Origin of the sequence: Micromonospora sp. DT231, assembly GCF_049847025.1 — a bacterium.
Taxonomy (GTDB): Bacteria; Actinomycetota; Actinomycetes; order Mycobacteriales; family Micromonosporaceae; genus Micromonospora.
In genome coordinates this window covers 625763-644738 of the sequence record NZ_JBNCNO010000004.1, presented here as the reverse complement: position 1 = coordinate 644738, position 18976 = coordinate 625763, and the positions used below count along the sequence as shown (strand labels likewise).

Sequence of the window (18976 nt, the reverse complement as noted above, 5' to 3'; positions counted from 1 at the left end):
GGCGACCAGCTCATCCTCGGTGAGGGCCCAGGCGGCGTCGTCGACGCAGGCGGCGACCGCCTCGTCTGCCTGCGCCAGCGCCTCAACCATGACCAAACACTAGAACAGATGTACGACAGTTTTCAGTGACCAAGATCGATCGTGCGGCGGTGCTCCGCTGGCGCTGTCGGGGTCTCCGGCCGGCCGCCGGCATGCCCTTCCGCGAGGTGTTGCACGTGGGCCGGCGGTCCGCATATCGGGCTGCGTTGGATCGAGTCTGGCCCGGCGGTCCGCACGTCAGGCCGCGTCGAATCGCCGGACGGCGGCGTGCCAGGCCGTGGCGAATCGAGCCTGACGCGGTGGCCCGTACGCCGGGCGCGTCGAATTGCGCCTGGCCCGGCGGCCCCAGCCGTCAAGTCGGTCGAACCCGGACCAACCCGAACCCGGTCCTGGCTGAACCCGAAGCCGGCCCTGCCGGGCCCGGCCCGGCCCCGAGGAACCGGAGCTGGCCCGCCTGGGCCTGCGGCACCCGGAGCTGGCCCGCCTGGGCCTGCGGCACCCGGAGCTGGCCCGCCTGGGCCTGCGGCACCCGGAGCTGGCCCGCGTGGGCCTGCGGAACCTGAAGCCGGCCCGCCTGGGCCCGCGGAACTCGAAGTCGGCCACGCCCGGCCCGCCTGGGCCGGCCGAACCCGAAACCGGCCCCGCCGGTCCTGGTCGATCGGGGTCACCACCGAACCTCAGCGCGCCCGGATCGCGCCCGCTGCAGCCCGAGACTCCGACCTCGCTGGATCAGGCCGAACCGCCCGGTCCTCAGCCGTCAGCCGCGCCGGATCAAACCCGGGCCGGCGGCGATGTCGATGTCGCCGTCCGTCATCTCGTGGCCCGCCGCGCAGCGGAGCACCGCGCGGACCGGTTGGCCGCAGTCGTGGTGGGTGGCGACGATGGACGGGCCGGCGTCGTCGGCGGCCCAGGTGTCGCCCCAGTTGCGGAGGGCGGTGATGACGGGAAGGAGTTCGCGGCCCTTGCGGGTGAGTTGGTACTCGTGGCGGGTGCGCTGCCCTGGCTCCCGGTAGGGGATCCGTTCGAGCAGGCCGGCGGCGACCATTTCCTTGAGTCGGGCGGCCATGGCGGGTTCGCCGACGCCGACCCGGCGGACGAAGTCGTCGAAGCGGCGGGTGCCGAGCAGGGCCTCGCGCATGATCAGGACCGTTGACCTGCTGCCCACGATGTCCATCGCCCGGGCCACCGAGCAGTTCTCACTCGACCAGGAGTCGCGGTCGTCCCGTAGGTCCTCCATGCCGTCAAGCCTACCTGACTTGCATGGTGGTTAGTCAGGTGCTTCACTGGGATGCGCTGACTTCAGCATATGCAAGCCAGCCCACTCGGCCCCTGAGGTAAACCCCGTGACCAGCAACACCACAGCCCCACCCGCGCCCGGACCGGCCGCGGCCGGCCGTTCCGCGCTGCGCGGCTCCCGCCCGGTGACCCTGATCGCCATGTGTCTGGGCGCGATGATCACGTTTCTCCAGATCACCGCGACCGTCTCCGCGCTGACCACGATCCAGCGGGACCTGCGGGTCGACCCGACCACCCTGATCTGGGTTCCGAGCGCCTACACCCTGATGGTGGCGAGCGTCGTGCTGTCCGCCGCCACCCTCGGCAATCGCTACGGGCGCAAGCGCGTGTTCGCTGCCGGAGTCATCGCGATGATCGTTGGTGCCGCCGTCGTGGCCGGCGCCCCGACCGTGGCCTGGGTGATCGTCGGGCAGTTGGTCGCCGGCCTGGGCGGGGCCCTGATCCTGCCCAACAGCCTGGCGATCCTCGGCGCGACCTTCACCGACCCGCACCGACGTACCGAGGTCATCACCGCGTGGTCGGCGGCCTCCGGCATCGGGCTCGCGATCGGCCCACTCATCGCCGGCACGCTGCTTCAGCACCACCGGTGGCACAGCGTCTACCTGTCCACGATCGTGCTCGGCGTGATCACCCTCGTCGTGGCCGCCGTCGGGGTGGCCGAGTCTCGGCCGAGCGCCGCCCGACTCGACGTACGGGGCCTGCTGCTGGGCACCGTCGCCATCGCCGCTGCCGTCTACGCGATGATCCAGGGCGGGAAGGACGGCTACACCAGCCCGGTGGTGCTGGTGGCCTGGATCGCCGCGCTTGTCTCACTTGTCGGGTTCGTGCTTGTCGAGTTGCGGGCCAGCGCGCCGATGCTCGACGTACGGCTGTTCCGGTCCGCGTCGTTCAGCGCCGTCATGGTCGTTGCCGCCGTGTCGCTGTTCGGCTTCACCGGCGTGGCGATCCTGCTGGTCCTCTTCCACGAACGTGCCCAGGCGCTCAGCCCGCTGGACACCGGCTGGCGGATGCTCGTGCTCTTCGGCGCCTACGTGCTCGCCGCCTTCGGCGCCGGGCGGGCGATCCGTCGTACCGGCTTCAAGGCGCCGATCGCCCTCGGCCTGGTCCTGGGTGCGGTGGCCAGCTTCGCTCTGGCGACCCAGGGGCCCACCGCGTCGTTCGGCAGTCGCTGGGCGCTGTTCGCGTTGTTCGGCGCCGCCAGCGGTCTGGTGGTGGCCCCGGCGACGGCGGCAGCCCTGGCCAGCGTCGTACCCGCGCAGGCCGGCATGGCCGCCGGGGCCGTGAACGCCGCCCGCCAGGTCGGCTCCGTACTCGGCTCGTCGCTGTTGGGCACGCTGCTGACCACCACGATGCTTGCCGACCTGCCCGACCGGCTGGCCGCGCACCAGGTCGGCGAACCCACCGCGGCCGCCGTGCGCACGGCGGTGGCCGCCGGCGTCACCGGCGACCAACCGCTGCCTGATCCGGTACGGGCGGCGCTGGCCGAGGCGCTGACCTCAGGCGTCCAGGCCGGGTTGCGGGTCAACGGCATCGTCTTCCTCGTCACCGCGGTGTTGACGCTCGCCCTCGTCCGCAACCGCCCGCACCAGCACTAGGGCGGGTGTCAAAGCCCCTGGCCGGACCGTCGCCCGGACTCCGCCTCGGCTCGACCGAGGGCCTTGAATCCCGCCCTAGGCACCGATGGCGTCCAACTCCTCGATCGCGTCGGCCGGCAGCTTCAGGTCGGCCGCCGCGAGGTTCTCCCGCAGGTGCGCCAGCGTCGAGGTGCCCGGGATCAACACGGTGGTGGGGGAGCGCTGGAGCAGCCAGGCGAGGGCGACCTGCTGAGGCGAGGCGCCCACCCGCGCGGCGACGTCGTTGAGCGTGTCGGACTGCAGCGGCGTGAACCCGCCGAGTGGGAAGAACGCGGCGAACGCGATGTTCTCCGCCGCGCACCTGTCCACCAGGGCGTCGTCCTGGCGGTTGGCGACGTTGTAGAGGTTCTGGACCGTGACCACCGGGGCGATGGCCTGGGCCTCGGTGAGCTGGGCGAGCGTGACGTTGCTGAGCCCGAGGTGCCGGATCAGCCCCTCCTGCCGCAGGTCGGCGAGGGCGCCGAACTGCTCGGAGAGGGGATCGTCGCCGGTGCCCTCCGCCACGCCGACCCGCAGGTTGACCACGTCGAGGACGTCCAGGCCGAGGTGCTGGAGGTTGTCCCGGACCTGGGCCTTCAGCTCGTCCGGCGACAGCGCCGGGATCCAGGAGCGGTCGGCGCCGCGTCGCGCGCCGACCTTGGTGACCAGGTGCAGATCCTCGGGGTACGGGTGCAGCGCCTCGCGGATCAGCTCGTTCACCACGACGGGCCCGTAGAAGTCGCTCGTGTCGATGTGCCGGACCCCGAGGTCGACGGCCTCGCGGAGCACGGCGAGCGCCTGCTCGTGGTCGCGGGGCGGGCCGAAGACACCCGGGCCGGCCAACTGCATCGCGCCGTAGCCCATCCGGCTCAGGGTGAGGCCGTCAGCCGGGGTCAGGGACCCGCCGGGAAGGTTCTCGCTCATGTCGTCCTCTATCCGTAATCGAAGTGGATATGCGTCGACTGTGCGCCGGCGGCCGACCGGGCGACAGGGCGAGCCGTTCCTGGTAGTGACACAGCCAGTCACCGGGCGGCCGGGCGATCTACCGTCGGTGGCATGGACGCGACGAATCCGCTCGGCGACTTCCTGCGTGCCCGTCGGGAGCAGACCCGGCCCGAGGACGTCGGGCTCGGTCCGGGCGTGGGCCTGCGCCGGGTGCCGGGACTGCGGCGCGAGGAGGTGGCGATGCTGGCCGGCATCAGCGCCGACTACTACCTGCGGTTGGAGCAGGGTCGCGAACGGCATCCCTCGGTGCAGGTCCTCGATGCCCTCGCCGGGGTGCTGCGGTTGGATCCGGAGGCGACCGCGTACCTGATCGGGCTGAGCCGCGCGCGGTCGCGACGGGCGGTCCGACCGGCCGCCGAGCGGGTGCCGGCCAGCATCCTGCACCTGCTGCGGCAGCTCGACATGCCGGCCTTCGTGCAGAACCGATACCTCGACATCCTGGCCTCGAACCCGATGGCGAGGGCACTGTCGCCGAATCTCGCCCCTGGGGCGAACCGGCTCCGGGCGGTGTTCCTCGACCCGGCCGAGCGGGAGCTGTTCCGCGACTGGCGGCAGGCGATGCAGAGTGTGGTGGGGCAGATGCGCGCCGACTCGGGCGGGGCCACCGACGATCCCCGGTTGACGGCGCTGGTGGGGGAGCTGTCGCTCAAGAGCGACTGTTTCCGCCAGTTGTGGGCGCGGCACGAGGTGCGTCGGCGGGAGGGCGTGGTCAGTCGGTTGCGTCACCCGGAGGTGGGTGACCTCGACCTGTACTGCGACAAGCTCGCCGTCGCGGGCGCCGACGGGCAACTGCTGGTGATCTACCACGCCGAGCCGGGTACGGAGTCCGCGCGCTCCCTGGCGCTGCTCGGCTCGATCGCCGCCAGCACCTCAGACGACATCCCGGACAGCCTCCGACCCGGTGACCCGGCCCGGCTCTACCCGTTGGAGTGAGGGAGGGCGGGCCGGGACTGACTCGTCCCGGCCGGCGGCGATGGCCACCTGCGACACCGCGGTGGCGAACGCGGCGGCGTCGACGGTAGCCGGCGACCGGCTTGACGTTCCTTGTTTGTGAGTGCACACTTACAAACATGCGATCGACTGCCGAAGCCCGCCGGGTCACCGTGCTGAACGCCGCGGTGTCGGCGTTCGCGCGCACCGGCTTCCACGCCACCCCGGTCACCGCCGTCGCCGCCGCCGCCGGCATCTCCGAGGCGTACGTCTTCCGGCTCTTCACCGGCAAGCTCGGGTTGTTCGTGGCGGCGGCCGACACGTGCTTCGAGCGGATCGCCGTGGCGATCGAGGCGGGAGCCGAGCAGGCCACGGGCAGCGGTCCCGAGGAGATCCTGGACGCCATGGGCGGCGCGTACGCGGAGCTGATCGCCGACCGTGACCTGCTCCTCTTCCAGGTGCAGGCGCAGGCCGTCACGGACATCCCGGAGATCGCCGAGGCGGTGCGGGCCGGCTACCGGCGGATCGCGACCTTCGTGCGGGACCGGTCCGGCGCCGACGACGCGCAGGTGCAGCGGTTCTTCGCGTACGGGCAGCTCTGCCACCTGATCGTCACCGCCGGCCTGGAGCAGGTCCCCGAGTCGTGGGCCCGCGCGCTGACCGCCGGCATCCGTCACCCCTGACCTGACCGCCGACCCCTGGGCCGCGACAGCGGCCCACCCTTTCACCCGAATATGTGTGTGAGTGCACACTTACAAACCAGGAGGAGTCCCGATGACCACCGATGCGATGATCACCGAAGTCGTACTGCCCGGCGTGGTGGAGCCCGACGGACTGCAACTGCGCCGCCGCGCCATGCCCGTCCCCGCCCGAGGTCAGGCGCTCGTCCAGGTCGAGGCCACCGGCATCTCCTTCGCCGAGCAGCAGATGCGTCACGACCGCTACCCCGGCCAGCCGAAGTTCCCGTTCGTGCCCGGCTACGACCTCGTCGGCACGGTCCGGGCGGTCGGCCCCGACGCGGACGACTCGCTCGTCGGCACCCGGGTCGCGGCGGTCACCAAGACCGGCGGCTGGGCCTCGCACGCGCTCGTCGACATCGACGCCCTGACCCCCGTACCCGCCGAGGTGGACCCCGCCGCCGCCGAGACCGTCGTCGTCAACGGTGTGACCGCCTGGCAGATGCTGCGGAGCGCCGGCCTGCGGGCCGGGCAGACCATCCTCGTGCACGGCGCGAACGGTGGCGTCGGCACCGTGCTCGTCCAACTCGGACGCCACCTCGGCCTGCGGGTCATCGGCACCGCCGCCGCACGGCATCACGCCGCGCTGCGCGACCTCGGCGTCGAACCGCTCGACTACCGTGACCCGGACGTGGCCACGCGCGTGCGTGAGCTGTCCCCGGGCGGTGTCGACGCCGTCTTCGACCCGGTGGGCGGCCCGGGCGTCCGCACCTCGTACGGCCTGCTCGCCCCCGGCGGCACGCTCGTCGTCTACGGCAACGCCGGCGCCGTGGACTCCGGCCAGTCGGTCGCGTGGGTCTTCGTGAAGCTGCTGTCCCGCCTCTACACCTGGCACGCACTGCCGAACGGCCACCGGGCCGGCTTCTACAACTTCTGGGCCGGACACCTCACCCGCCGTGCCGCGTTCCGCCGTCGCCTGAATACCGACCTGGGCATCGTGCTCGACCTCCTGCGGCAAGGAGTGATCGTGCCGCAGATCGCCGCCCGCTACCCGCTCAGCGAGGTCTCCACCGCGCTGGTGTTCGCCGAGACGCGCAGCCGGGCGGGCAAGGTGGTGCTGGAACCCTAATCGTTGGATCCGGTGGGCCGGGGGCGCGACCCGACCGGCCCGGCGGCCGGTGCGGGTGCGCTCGCGCACCACGAGGGCGTACGGTGAACCTGTCGCCCGGGATCCCGGTGGCCGCCGGACGCCGTCCGCCACCAGCCCACAGAGGGCGTAACCGCTCGTCATCCCCATCGCCGCGCACGGCTGGTCGTGTTGTCGATCGCCGACCCCGTCCCGGCTGTCGGGTTCGCTTGTCATCACCGTCGCCGATGGCGGTGTCCGGACCACCGCCGTCCGTGCGAATGATCGTTGTGAACGCCTAACAGGGGAGCACCAGATGAGGATCGCCAGGCACCGGATCGTCACCGCACTTCGCGAGCGGGGCCAGCAGGCCCGGGCCGACTGGGTCGAGCGCGAGCTGCCGGAGCGCGTGGACCCGGCGAAGCACTCCGGGTTGCTCGCCACCCTGCACCTCGACCCGGCCGACCTCGCCGACGCGCCATCTCCGTGAGGGTTGCCCTGCTCGGACCGATCGCCTGGCGTACGCCTCCGCACCACTACGGCCCGTGGGAGCAGGTGACCGGCCTGCTCGCGGAGGGGCTGGCCAGCCGCGGCGTCGACGTGACGCTCTTCGCGACACTGGACTCCGTCACCTCCGCGCACCTCGACGGCGTCTGCCCCCGGGGTTACGCGGACGACCCGGACCTGGACGGCCGGGTGTGGGAGGCGATGCACGTCTCCCACGCGCTGACCCGCTCGGCGGAGTTCGACCTGGTGCACAGTCACCTCGACTGGCTTCCGCTGGCGTTCGCGGAGCACTGCCGCGCTCCGCTGCTGACCACTGTGCACGGCTTCTCCGGCCCGGACATCGTCCCCGCCTACTCCCGAGCCCGCTCGTCGTACGTGTCGATCTCCGACGCCGACCGGGCACCGGCGCTCGACTACGTCGCCACGGTCCACCACGGCGTCGACGTCGGCGGGTTGCCGTTCACCGGCGACGCCGGCCCCGGACTGGCCGCCTTCGGCCGGATCCATCCCGACAAGGGCACCCACACCGCGATCGAGATCGCCCGCCGCGCCGGTCGACCCCTGACCATCTGCGGGATCGTGCAGGACGAGCGGTACTTCGCCGAACAGGTGGCCCCGCACATCGACGGTGACCAGGTCGTGTTCCTCGGGTCGGTGGGCCCACGGCGGCGGGCCGAGGTGCTGGGGGACAGCACCGCGCTGCTGCACCCGATCGCCTTCGACGAGCCGTTCGGGCTGTCGGTGGTGGAGTCGATGGTCTGCGGCACCCCGGTCGTCGCGTACCGGCGGGGGTCCATGCCGGAGGTCGTCGACGACGGTGTGACCGGCTTCCTCGTGCACACCGTCGACCAGGCCGTGGACGCGGTCGCCCGGGTCAGCGGCCTCGACCGGGCGCACTGCCGGGAGCGGGCTCTGCGGCGCTTCAGCGCGGACCGGATGGTCACCGACTATCTCGCCGTCTACGACAAGCTCGTCCACGGCTGAACAAACCCGCCCCGCCGGTCACACACGCTGACCGGCGTGCGCCGTTCCCGCGTGAGGCCCGCCTGTCCGCAGGCAGGGGCCGACAACCGGAAAGGCACCACGTTCATGCCCAGTTACGGATTCCTCAGCACCCACCCACCGACCCGGTGTGGGCTGGCCACCTTTAACTCCGCACTCGCCGCCCAGTTGACCGCCGACGGCACTCGCGGTGGCATCGTCCGGGTCACCGATCACGGCGACGACCAGCGGCCGGTGCCCGGGGTGGTGCACACCTGGTCGGCGCTCACCCCCACCGGCTGGCGGGACGCGGCGGCCGCCCTGAACACCTTCGACGTGGCGATCGTCCAGCACGAGTACGGCATCTACCCGGGCAACGACGGCGAGGACGTCCTGCCGCTGCTGCGGCGGCTCACCGTGCCGAGCATCGTGGTCCTGCACACCGTGCTGCGTCAGCCCACCGCCCGGCAGAAGTCCCTGTTGGAGCGGATCGTGGCCACCGCCGGTGCGGTGGTCACGATGACCGAGACCGCTCGGGACCGGCTGCTCGTCGGGTACGCCGTTCCCGCGGGCAAGGTGACGGTCATCCCGCACGGGGCCGCCGAGCTCGCCGACGTACCCGTCGAGCGGCGTTCCCGACCGCACCTGCTGACCTGGGGGTTGCTCGGCCCCGGCAAGGGTGTCGAGTGGTCGTTGCGTGCCCTCGCGCGGTTGCAGGACCTGGAACCGACACCCACCTACACGGTGGCGGGCCGGACCCACCCGAAGGTTGTCGAACACCAGGGCGAGGCGTACCGGGCGGGGTTGCACCAGCTCGGCGCCCAGTTGGGCATCGCGCACGCCGTCGACTACCAGGACGTCTACCACGACCAGGAGGCGCTGGGTCGGTTGATCCGCTCCGCCGACGTGGTGGTGCTGCCCTACGACAGCCGCGAACAGGTCACCTCCGGCGTACTCATCGAGGCCGTGGCCGCCGGGGTGCCCGTCGTGGCCACGGCGTTCCCGCACGCCGTGGAGCTGCTGACCGGTGGGCCGGGTCTGGTCGTACCCCAGCAGAACCCGGCGGCTCTGGCCGCGGCGATCCGGCGGATCCTGACCGAGCCGGGCCTGACCGCGCGGCTCGCCGGCCGGGTCCGGCCGCTGGCCGCGCACCTGCGCTGGCCGGCGGTGGCGGCCCGCTACGAAACGCTCGCGGAGCAGCTCAGCGAGGCCCGCCCGCCGGCGGTCAGCGCGGTACCGGCATGACCACGACCACCGGTCGGCCCCGGACCTCCCCCCGGGAACGCTGGGCGACGGCGCCCGCGCCGAGCTTCGCGCACCTGATCCGGATGAGCGACGACACGGGTCTCTTCGAGCACGCCCGGCACGCCATCGCCCGTCGCGAACACGGCTACTGCACCGACGACGTGGCCCGTGGGCTGGTCGTCGTCAGTCGCGAGCCGGACCCGAGCGAGGAGGTGCTGCGGCTCGCGGAGCGTTACCTGGCGTTCCTGACGCACGCGCAGGGCGCCGACGGCGCCTTCCACAACCGGCTCGGGCACGATCGGCGCTGGGCCGACGAACCGGGGCTCGGCGACTGGTGGGGTCGGGCGCTGTGGGGCCTGGGCACGGCCGTCGCCCGCAGCCCCGCACCCTGGGTACGGGAGGAGGCGCTCGTCGCCTTCAGCCGGGGCGCCGGCCGCCGTACCCGGGCACCGCACGCGATGGCCTTTGCCGGCCTGGGCGCGGCCGAGGTCCTCCGCCGCCACCCGGGTCACGTCGCCGCGGCGTCCCTGCTCGCGGACGCGGCCAGCACGGTCGGCCCGGCGGGCTCCGACCCGCGCTGGCCGTGGCCACGACAGGAGCTGACCTACGCGAGCGCCGCCCTCGCCGAGGTGGTCATCACCGCGAGCCAACTGCGCGAGGGCGGTCCGAAGCTGGACGACGGCCTGCGGATGTTGGCCTGGTTGCGCGACGTCCAGCTACGCGACGGGCGGCTGTCGGTCGTACCGGCCGGCGGGTGGCGGCACGGCGCCGTGCGGCTGCGCCACGACCAGCAGCCGATCGAGGTCGCCGCGCTGGCCGACGCCTGTGCCACGGCCGCCATGGTCACCGGCGACCCCGAGTGGGACACCGGGGTACGACAGGCGGTCGGGTGGTTCCTCGGCGACAACGACCTCGGCACGCCGATGTGGGATCCGGCGACCGGCGGCGGCTACGACGGGCTGACCGCAAACGGACCCAACCTCAACCAGGGCGCCGAATCGACTCTCGCACTCCTCTCCACCCTCCAGCACGCCCGGCGGTGGTCGTGATCCGGAGTCTGGCCGTCCGGCACGACGCCACTCTCGCCCCGGATCCACGGCGGGTCATCGTCAAGCTCTTCGTCCCCGGGGAGGACGCGGCGGTGGTGCGTACCCGCGCGCGGGCGCTCATCGACCGGGTCGCGCGCCTCGACGAGGCCGAGACCGGCCGGCTGTTGCGGGACACCTTCGACCGCTTCGGTGCCCGGCACCGCGACCTGGCCGGCACGTTCCACCACCACTACGACCTCGTCCGGCACCGCGCAGCCCGGGCCCGGGATCTCTCGCCGACCAGCCGGCTGCTCGTCGGCGCCTACTTCAGCCACGAGTACGCCGTGGAGGCCGCCGCCCTCTGCAACCCGTCGATGGTGGCCCACCCGGACCAGACCGGTCTGGGCGTCGGGCAGTTGCGTGTCGCGGTCAGCCTGCGGCAGATCGGCGAGGGTCATCTGTCGTCCATCGGGTTCGCCACCGCGGTCCTCGGACCCGGGCGTCAGCTCACCGTCGCCGATCGGCCCGGCCCGCTGGCCGTCGGGCAGCGGATGGGCGTACGGCACCGCCGGGACCTGCTCGTCGCCGGCCTCACCGAGGAGGACTGCGACAACGAGGTCACCGCCACGGTGCTGGACGCCCTGCCCGAGCGGTACGACGAGGCCACCTTCGAGCGGCTGCTCGCCAACCTGCCACCCGAGTTGCTCTCCCGCAGCACCGGGTTGGGCACCCTGGAACAACTGCGTCGCACAAACGCCGGAAGCTACGCCACGGCCTTCCCCGCCGACACGGCTCTGCACCAACGGGTGCTCTGGCCGGCCACCCCCGCCGAGAGCAACGGCATGGAGGACGCGCGGTTCGTCCGGTTCGTCGACGGGTCCGGGCCGGTGTACCGGGCCACCTACACCGCCTACGACGGCCGGAGCATCGCCACCCGTGCGCTGGTCAGCAGTGACCTGCGCCGCTTCGAGACGACCCCGATGCGCGGGCCGGGCGCGCGCAACAAGGGGGTCGCGCTGTTTCCGCGTACCGTCGGCGGCCGGCACCTGGCGCTGTGTCGCGCCGACGGCGAGACCATCGGCCTGACCGTCCTGGACGGCGAGAACCGTTGGCAGGCCCCGATCCCGCTGCACGGCCCGCGGGACAGTTGGGAGCTGATCCAGGTCGGCAACTGCGGATCCCCGATCGAGACCGACGCCGGCTGGCTCGTGCTCACCCACGGCGTCGGACCGATGCGCCGGTACGCGATCGGCGCGCTCCTGCTGGACCTGGACCGACCGGAGCGGGTCGTCGCGCACCTTCCCGGTGCGCTCCTGTCGCCGGAGGAGGACGACCGGGACGGGTACGTACCCAACGTCGTCTACTCCTGCGGGGCGCTCATCCACGACGGTGAGGTGTGGCTGCCGTACGGGGCGAGCGACTCCCGGGTGGGTTTCGCCACCGTGTCGTTGGCCGCCCTGCGCGCCGCGATGGTGGAGTCTCCGCCATCGGGTGAGCGGGACGGGTGACAGTCGGTGGTGCCGCCCCGGCGGCCGGTTGGTTACCGGCCGCCGGGGCGCCTCGATCAGGAGTCGGTCGTCCGACGTCGGTAGAGGAGTAGCAGGGCCGCGCCGCTGGCGACGGCGACACCGCCGATCCCGCTCAGCACGGGCACCAGAGCACTGCCGCCGCTGCCGCCGGTGACGGGCAGCCTCGTGCGGGTGGGCACGGCCGTGGGTTGCCCGGTGGGCGTACCCGTGGGCTGACCGGTCGGTGTTCCGGTCGGTGTTCCGGTCGGTGTCCCGGTCGGGGTTCCCGTCGGCGTGCTCGTCGGTGTACCCGTGGGCGTGCCGGTCGGTTGGGTGGGCGTGCCCGTCGGCTGGAGGCAGACGGGGGCGTTGATGGTGTTGGTGTCCAGGGTGACCGCGGCGGTCCGGGCCATTGCGCGGCCCTGGAGGGTGGCGCCGGTGGTCATGGTGACCGATTCCTGGGCCAGGATGTTGCCCACGAACTGGCTGCCCGTGCCGATGGTGGCCGAGCTGCCCACCTGCCAGTAGACGTTGCAGGGCGAGGAGCCGTTGATGAAGACGACGCTGCTGCCCGACGCGGTGACGAGGGTGGAGTCGATCTGGAAGATGAAGACGGCACCCGGGTCGGCCTGACTGTTGAGGGTCAGGGCTCCGGTCAGTTGGGCGGCGCCGATCCGGTACACCCCGGGGACCAGCGTGGTGCCACCCAGTTCCGCGGGCAGGACGGTGAACGGGGTCCGGCCGGCCGCGTCGTTGAAGGCGGTGGTCAGGTCGTTCTTGGCCTGCAGTGCGACGGCGTCGGCAAGGTGCGTCTCGCCGCCCACGAGGCCGGGCGGGAAGCCGGTCGCGGCGCTGCCGGGGCTGACGCCGAGGTCCTGGGCGAGGAAGGTCGGCCCGGTGTTGGTGACCATGGAGCCGGCCAGCACGGAGAAGTTCGCCGCCGTGCCGAGGTCGACGGGCGCCTCGGCGGCGCTCGCGCCGGTGCCGCTGAAGATCAGCACGGCGACGGCTGTGCCGCTGGCGGCAACGGCCGCCAGTGCGGACAGTGTCGCGCGGCGCGGATGGCTGAATAGTTTGGTTGTCACGACGTGCCCTTTCGCGAAGGCATCTCACCAGACGCCGGTTGTGCAGCGGCCGGAACCACACCGCACCACAAAATTGCTCAAACGGACTTTTGCACACCTAGTACGCAATAGTTGCGAAACGACTGAGATGCTTGTGACGGTTGGGACGAAAGGGCAACCGACCGGCCGGGAGGGGGTGATCGGCGGGCGAGGAACGCGGCCGGGCAAGGTAGCGTCACCGCACGTCCTGCCGTGGCCGTACGGTTCGGAGTGGACCGGGGGAGGTGCAGCGTGGGCGACGTCGGCGAGATGGTGCGGTGGCTCCAGCTCAACGCACCCCGAAGTGGCCCGGACGAGCTGGCTCAGCTCGTCGCCGGGGCGGCGCCCGGCATCGACGCCACCGAGATCGTGATCTACCTGGCCGACTACACGCAGTCCCTGCTCGTGCCGCTGCTCGGCGCGGGTCTGGTGCGGGACGAGCTGTCGATCGAGACGACCCTCGCCGGCCGGGCCTTCACCAACCTCGACATCCAGCGCGCGCCCGACAACCCGGATCGGGTCTGGGTGCCACTGCTGCTCGGGTGCGAGCGGATGGGCGTGCTGGAGATCGTCTCGCCGGCGGCCGCCGACGCGGCCATGGACGGGCCAGCCTGGGAGGTGGCGGTCAACATCGCCCAGATCCTGGTCAACAGGCGGCTCTACGGTGACGTGGTCGAACGGATGCGACGGCGTCTGCCGATGCAGGTCGCGGCCGAGATCGTGTGGGGGCTGCTGCCGCCGCTGACCTTCGCCACCGACGACCTGGTGATCACCGCCATCCTCGAACCCTGTTACGACGTCGGCGGCGACATCTTCGACTACGCGCTCAACGGCGACGTGCTCAGTGTCGGGCTCTTCGACACCTGCGGGCACGGCATCAAGGCGAGCACGCTTGCCTCACTCGTGGTCAGCGCGTACCGCAACGCGCGCCGTTGCGGCCTCGACCTGGTCGACACGGCGATCAGCATCGACAGGTGGGTGCGCTCCGAGCACCCGAACTTCTTCGCGACCGGGCTGCTCATCGAGTTGGACCATCGGACCGGCCGACTCAGCGTGATCAACGCGGGTCACCCGGGCGCCATGTTGCTGCGCGACGGCAAGGCCATTCGGGAGCTGCCGGGGCCAACCGCGTTGCCGCTCGGGCTGGGCCACCTGTCGGCGCACCGCCCGAGGGTGCACGTGGAGGAGTTGCACCCGGGCGACCGCATCCTCGCCTATACCGACGGCATCACCGACGCGCGCAGCGCGGACGGGGAACAGTTCGGGTTGGACCGGCTCGTCGACTTCGTCAACCGCGCCCTCAACGACGGGTTGCCCAGCCCGGAGACGATGCGTCGCCTGGTGCGCGCCGTCGTCGGCTACCAGGACGACCGGCTGGAGGACGACGCCACGGCCCTCTTCCTGGAGTGGCGACCACCGCACCTGCCGCTCGCACACCTCCGCGATCTCGCCGCGTCCCGATCCTGACCCGAGAGTGGGATTTTGCACTCCCAGTGCACTTGTCTGGGTCCGGAGGGGTGTCTAGCGTCACCTCATGGCCGACTCATGGACCTTCGCCGTGGCACGTGACGACCTCGGGCAGACCACGCTCGTCGATGGCGACCCGCCCGCGGTGGCCGACGGCGAGGCGCTGCTGCGGGTGGACCGGGTCGGTCTCACCGCCAACAACGTGACCTACGCGGTCCTCGGCGACGCGATGCGATACTGGCAGTTCTTCCCGCCGCGCGGGCTCGGGCCGCAGTGGGGCCTGCCGCCGCTCTGGGGCTTCGCCGAGGTGGTCACGTCGACCGTCCCGGGCGTCGAGACGGGGCAGCGGATCTACGGCTACCTCCCGCCCGCGGGTCACCTGCTGGTGCGGCCGGACCGGGTGGACGCGTCCGGGTTCCGGGACGCGAGCCCGCACCGGGCCGAGTTGCCGTCACCGTACAACGCGTACCGGTCGACCACCGGTGACCCGGCGTACCGGCCCGACCAGGAGGATCTGCTGATCCTGTTCCGGCCGCTGTTCTTCACCTCGTTCATGCTGGCCGACCAGGTCGCCGACAACGACTTCTACGGTGCCGAGACGCTGCTGCTGTCGTCGGCGTCGAGCAAGACCGCGTACGCGGCCGCGTTCGAGCTGCACGGTCGCGGGCCGCGCCTGGTCGGGCTCACCTCGCCCGGCAACCTGGCCTTCACCCGCTCGCTCGGCTGCTACGACGAGGTCGTCTCCTACGACGACATCGACGATCTGGACGCCGTCGCGTCCGTCTACCTCGACCTGTCCGGCGCACCCTCGACCCGGGCCGCCCTGCGTCGGCGACTCGGCGACCGGCTGGTCCGGGACATCGCGGTCGGCCTCACCAACCAGACGCCCAACGCCGACGCCGCCGAAGAGGTGTTCTTCGCGCCGGTCCAGATGCGCAAGCGCGGCCAGGACTGGGGGCGTGCGGGGCTCGACGAGCGGTTCACCGAGGCCTGGCAGCGCTTCACCGCCATCGTGGGCGGGTGGCTCGACGTCCAGGTCGGTGCCGGGCCGGAGGCCCTCCAACGTGCCTGGCTCGACGTCCTCGCCGGCCGTACGCCGCCACGGGTGGGGCACGTCGTCCAACTGTGAAGCGGCGAGGTGCTGCCGGCACGGGAGCGCCCGGCCGGATCAGCCGCGCCGATCTCCGTCGTCGCCGGCGGTCGGGCTCTGCGGGGCAGGCTGCACCGCGAACGGGTGACGCAGCCGGCGCATGGCCTCCGCGCTGCCGTCGACGGGCACCGCCGACCCGTCCGGCCCGTCGGCGTTCGCCGTGGCGAGAAACAGGGCCGGTCGGCCGTTGTCGTTCGATGTCATGCAGGATCCTGTCTTCGGTGAGGGAGTGCGGCCGGGCCACGGGACGTCTCGCCCGATGAGTGCCGGGTCGGCGCCGCACGGCGGCGCCCGATCAGGGTGTCGTGCACGGGCGAACACCCGGCGACACCGACACCTCGCACCATACCCGGCGCTGTCGATCCGCACGCGCCGCCGACGGACCCCGGTCCGACCGGACCGCCGACGACGGAGAATTCTGTAATCCCACCTGCCGGTGCCAGTCTCCGATCGTGAGGGCGGTCAGCGCACACAGCGCGGTCCGCGCGGATGAGCACCTGAGGAGTGACAGCCATGCCGTCAGCCGGTCGAGCACTACCCGATGTCGGGTTGGTCGTCGCGGCCCGACAGGGCGACCAGCGCGCCCTCGACGACGTCGTCGCGGCCTCGCTCCCGTTGGTCTACAACATCGTCGGGCGTGCGCTGCGGGGGCACGCCGACGTCGACGACGTCGTCCAGGAGACGTTGGTACGGGTGATCCGGCACCTGCCCGCGCTCAACGACCCGGCGGCGTACCGGTCCTGGCTGGTGGCGATCACCATCCGGCAGGTGCGTGACTGGGAACAGCGCCGACGTGTCGCGCTCAACCGCGACGCCGGGCTCGACGTCATCCACAACGTGCCCGACCCCGCCTCCGACTTCGCCGGCATGACAATCCTCCGGCTCGGTCTCACCGACCAGCGACGCGAGGTCGCCGAGGCGACCCGCTGGCTCGACCCGGATGACCAGGAGTTGCTCTCGCTGTGGTGGCTGGAGGAGACCGGCGAGATCACCCGCAACGAGGTCGCCGACGCGCTCAGCCTGTCGCCCGGACACGTCGCGGTGCGGATCCACCGGATGAAGGAGCAGATCCAGAGCGCCCGCGGCGTGGTCCGCGCGCTGCGCGCCCACCCTGGTTGCCCGGACCTGGCGACCGCGACCGCCGACTGGGATGGCACTCCCAGCCCGCTGTGGCGCAAGCGACTGGCCCGACACGTCCGCGACTGCGCGTTCTGTGGGCGGCTGGGCACCACCCTGCTGCCGATCGACCGGCTGCTCGCCGGGCTGCCGATGCTGCCGTTGCCGGCGGATCTCAGCGCCCACTTCCCGGGCGCGGCGGTGTCTCCGGCCGGTGCGCAGGCCGTCGGGCATGAGCCCGCGACGGCCGGACACGCCGCCGGGCCGAGCCCAGCCGCCGGGCCGAGCCCAGCCGCCGGGCCGAGCCCAGCCGCCGGGCCGAGCCCAGCCGCCGGGCCGAGCCCAGCCGGTGGTGTGCCCACCGATGGGGGCGGTGGCCCGAGCGCTCTCGACCTCGCGGTGAACCGGCCTCGTGGCCTGCTCCCCTCTCTCGCCGCCGGGGTGGCCGCGGCCGTTCTCGCCATCACCGCGGCGGTGGTGATCCTGCCGGAGGATCCACCAGCACCCTCGTGGGCCGCCCCGCCGTCCGCGGCGCCCACCGCCGTCGCCCCGCCGAGCAGCCCGCCGTCGCCGAGTGCCCGACCCTCGTCGAAGGCGCCGGTCGCCCCGGCCGTCAGCTCCGCCCGCAAGGGCGTCGGGGTGTGGAACTTCGCCGGCGCCAGTCAGGCGCTGGCGAACTCGAAGGCCGGCTGGTACTACACGTGGGGCACCCAGCACCCGGGAATCAGCACGCCGCGGGGCGTGACGTTCGTGCCCATGATCCGTGGCGCGGAGAACGTCACCGCCGCCGAGTTGGCCCGGGCCAAGGCGGCGGGGCCGGACCTGCTCACCTTCAACGAACCGGACCTGCCAGAGCAGGCGAACATGACCGTCGAGCAGGCATTGGACCTGTGGCCGCAGCTGATGGCGACGGGCAGCAGGCTGGGCAGCCCGGCGGTGGCCTGGGGCGGGCCCGATCCGCAGGGGTGGCTGGACCGGTTCATGACCGGTGCCCAGGCCCGGGGCCACCGGGTGGACTTCATCACGCTGCACTGGTTCGGCGCCGACTTCACGAGCGCCACCGCCGTCGACCAACTCCGGCAGTATCTGCAGGCTGTCTACCAGCGCTACCGGAAACCGATCTGGCTCACCGAGTTCGCCCTGATCCGCTTCGACTCCGGCCGTCAACAGTTCCCGAGCCAGGAGCAGCAGGCGGCCTTCCTCACCGCGGCCACCGCCATGCTCGGTCGACTGCCCTACGTGCAGCGTTACGCCTGGTTCGGTCTGCCCGCCACCGACCAGGACCGATCCGGGTTGTTCACGGACGGCACCGAGGCGACGGTCGTCGGCCGCGCCTTCCAAGCCGCCCGGTGAGCGGGGGCGGACGAATGGACGAACACCGGACCGGCGACGCGCGCCACGGGTTCACCGCGTGCGCCTGGCGGATCGTCGGCGTCGCCGTGACCCTTGTCGCGACGGCGCTGGCCGTCGGTCTCACCCGGGGTTGGGGCAGCGCCGACCAGCCGCCCACCGCCCCGCCGGCCGCTCCGGTGACGACCGCGCCCGTGCTGCTCAACGGCACCGACGACGCCTTTATCCAACTGCTGATCCCGATGAACGAGGGTGTGCTCGCGTTGATCGAGCACCTCGAGACCCGGCCGGCGGACGGGGATCCGTCGCTGCGGGCCCTTCTCGGCGAGGTCCGGGAGGCCCATCAGACGGAGTTGCGGGACCTCCGTGGGCTGCTGGCCGCGGGCAACGTCGCGGAGCTGAACATCCACGAGGGGCACCAGATGCCCGGCATGGTCACCGACGCCAGCCTCGCCGAGTTGCGCGGCGCGCCGGACGCCGAGGTGCCGGCCCGGGCGGCTGCCCTGCTCCGAGCGCACCTCGCGCAGACGGTGGTGCTGTGCCGGGGTGAGCAGACCGCCGGTGGGAGCCCGGAGCTGAAGGCGCTCGCCGGAAGGATCCAGCAGACGCGGACCACCGAGCTGAGCACCCTGGACAGTCGGCCCGGCGCGCCCGAGGCAGCCCCGGTCAACTGAGCATGCCGCCCAAAGGACCGGCCGATGCGGGCAGCTGACCTGCGGGCCGACATTCCCTCGTCGCGGGCGTCACGTCCCGCTCACCGTGCCGGCACGTCGGACGCCGCCGGCCCCGCTCGGCGTGCGACGCGGCGTACGCGGAGAACGTCGCTGTCCGACTC

General features: G+C 72.4%; 17 protein-coding genes. 13 read left to right on the top strand and 4 right to left on the bottom strand.

Translation table 11 applies throughout. From position 1 onward, the window contains the following. Positions 1-796: 796 nt before the first annotated feature. Positions 797-1276, bottom strand: coding sequence for a winged helix-turn-helix transcriptional regulator (locus ACPXBU_RS14435; protein WP_393365969.1), 480 nt, complete (start codon positions 1274-1276; stop codon positions 797-799). 106 nt (positions 1277-1382) lie between these two features. Here ACPXBU_RS14435 and ACPXBU_RS14430 point away from each other — a divergent pair, with 106 nt between their 5' ends. Further along, positions 1383-2930 carry an MFS transporter gene (locus ACPXBU_RS14430; protein ID WP_425758365.1) on the top strand — a complete coding sequence of 516 codons (1548 nt, stop codon included), beginning with the start codon at positions 1383-1385 and terminating at the stop codon, positions 2928-2930. Between the two features lie 75 nt (positions 2931-3005). On the opposite strand, the gene ACPXBU_RS14425 is transcribed toward ACPXBU_RS14430, so the two are convergent. After that, complete coding sequence (locus tag ACPXBU_RS14425; protein ID WP_393365973.1) at positions 3006-3872, bottom strand: oxidoreductase; 867 nt, start codon at positions 3870-3872, stop codon at positions 3006-3008. A 132-nt stretch (positions 3873-4004) separates the two neighbouring features. Here ACPXBU_RS14425 and ACPXBU_RS14420 point away from each other — a divergent pair, with 132 nt between their 5' ends. The 8 genes from ACPXBU_RS14420 (at position 4005) to ACPXBU_RS14385 (ending at position 11955) form a co-directional block, all read left to right on the top strand. Beyond that, entirely contained in the window at positions 4005-4886 is an 882-nt protein-coding gene (locus tag ACPXBU_RS14420) for a helix-turn-helix transcriptional regulator (protein ID WP_393365974.1), read from the top strand. Between the two features lie 137 nt (positions 4887-5023). Then, complete coding sequence (locus tag ACPXBU_RS14415; RefSeq protein WP_425758364.1) at positions 5024-5566, top strand: TetR/AcrR family transcriptional regulator; 543 nt, start codon at positions 5024-5026, stop codon at positions 5564-5566. A gap of 91 nt (positions 5567-5657) precedes the next feature. Next, the gene (locus ACPXBU_RS14410) at positions 5658-6689 is read left to right on the top strand and encodes a medium chain dehydrogenase/reductase family protein (RefSeq protein ID WP_393365978.1); all 1032 of its coding nucleotides are present in this window, start codon (positions 5658-5660) and stop codon (positions 6687-6689) included. 313 nt (positions 6690-7002) lie between these two features. Continuing rightward, the gene (locus ACPXBU_RS14405; protein WP_425758363.1) at positions 7003-7176 is read left to right on the top strand and encodes a hypothetical protein; all 174 of its coding nucleotides are present in this window, start codon (positions 7003-7005) and stop codon (positions 7174-7176) included. Next, positions 7173-8177, top strand: a complete 1005-nt coding sequence (locus ACPXBU_RS14400; RefSeq protein ID WP_425758362.1) for a glycosyltransferase family 4 protein — start codon at positions 7173-7175, stop codon at positions 8175-8177. Before ACPXBU_RS14405 ends, ACPXBU_RS14400 begins: the two co-directional genes overlap by 4 nt. 105 nt (positions 8178-8282) lie before the next feature. Further along, positions 8283-9419 (top strand): glycosyltransferase, encoded by a 1137-nt coding sequence (locus tag ACPXBU_RS14395; protein WP_425758361.1) that lies wholly within the window; start codon positions 8283-8285, stop codon positions 9417-9419. After that, complete coding sequence (locus ACPXBU_RS14390; protein WP_425758360.1) at positions 9416-10468, top strand: glycosyltransferase; 1053 nt, start codon at positions 9416-9418, stop codon at positions 10466-10468. Before ACPXBU_RS14395 ends, ACPXBU_RS14390 begins: the two co-directional genes overlap by 4 nt. Then, the gene (locus tag ACPXBU_RS14385) at positions 10465-11955 is read left to right on the top strand and encodes a glycoside hydrolase family 130 protein (RefSeq protein WP_425758359.1); all 1491 of its coding nucleotides are present in this window, start codon (positions 10465-10467) and stop codon (positions 11953-11955) included. Before ACPXBU_RS14390 ends, ACPXBU_RS14385 begins: the two co-directional genes overlap by 4 nt. 56 nt (positions 11956-12011) lie before the next feature. Here ACPXBU_RS14385 and ACPXBU_RS14380 read toward each other — a convergent pair whose 3' ends face one another. Next, complete coding sequence (locus ACPXBU_RS14380) at positions 12012-13040, bottom strand: ice-binding family protein (protein WP_425758358.1); 1029 nt, start codon at positions 13038-13040, stop codon at positions 12012-12014. Between the two features lie 270 nt (positions 13041-13310). On the opposite strand from ACPXBU_RS14380, the gene ACPXBU_RS14375 reads away from it, so the two are divergent. Beyond that, a complete protein-coding gene (locus ACPXBU_RS14375) occupies positions 13311-14525 on the top strand; it encodes a PP2C family protein-serine/threonine phosphatase (protein WP_393365988.1) in 1215 nt (404 codons plus the stop codon). A 67-nt stretch (positions 14526-14592) separates the two neighbouring features. Next, a complete protein-coding gene (locus tag ACPXBU_RS14370; protein WP_425758357.1) occupies positions 14593-15654 on the top strand; it encodes a DUF2855 family protein in 1062 nt (353 codons plus the stop codon). A gap of 39 nt (positions 15655-15693) precedes the next feature. On the opposite strand, the gene ACPXBU_RS14365 is transcribed toward ACPXBU_RS14370, so the two are convergent. Next, complete coding sequence (locus ACPXBU_RS14365; RefSeq protein WP_393365993.1) at positions 15694-15879, bottom strand: hypothetical protein; 186 nt, start codon at positions 15877-15879, stop codon at positions 15694-15696. A 309-nt stretch (positions 15880-16188) separates the two neighbouring features. On the opposite strand from ACPXBU_RS14365, the gene ACPXBU_RS14360 reads away from it, so the two are divergent. Both ACPXBU_RS14360 and ACPXBU_RS14355 read left to right on the top strand, forming a co-directional pair. After that, positions 16189-18144, top strand: coding sequence for a sigma-70 family RNA polymerase sigma factor (locus ACPXBU_RS14360; RefSeq protein WP_425758356.1), 1956 nt, complete (start codon positions 16189-16191; stop codon positions 18142-18144). 14 nt (positions 18145-18158) lie between these two features. Beyond that, positions 18159-18815 (top strand): DUF305 domain-containing protein, encoded by a 657-nt coding sequence (locus ACPXBU_RS14355; RefSeq protein WP_425758355.1) that lies wholly within the window; start codon positions 18159-18161, stop codon positions 18813-18815. Positions 18816-18976: the final 161 nt, after the last annotated feature.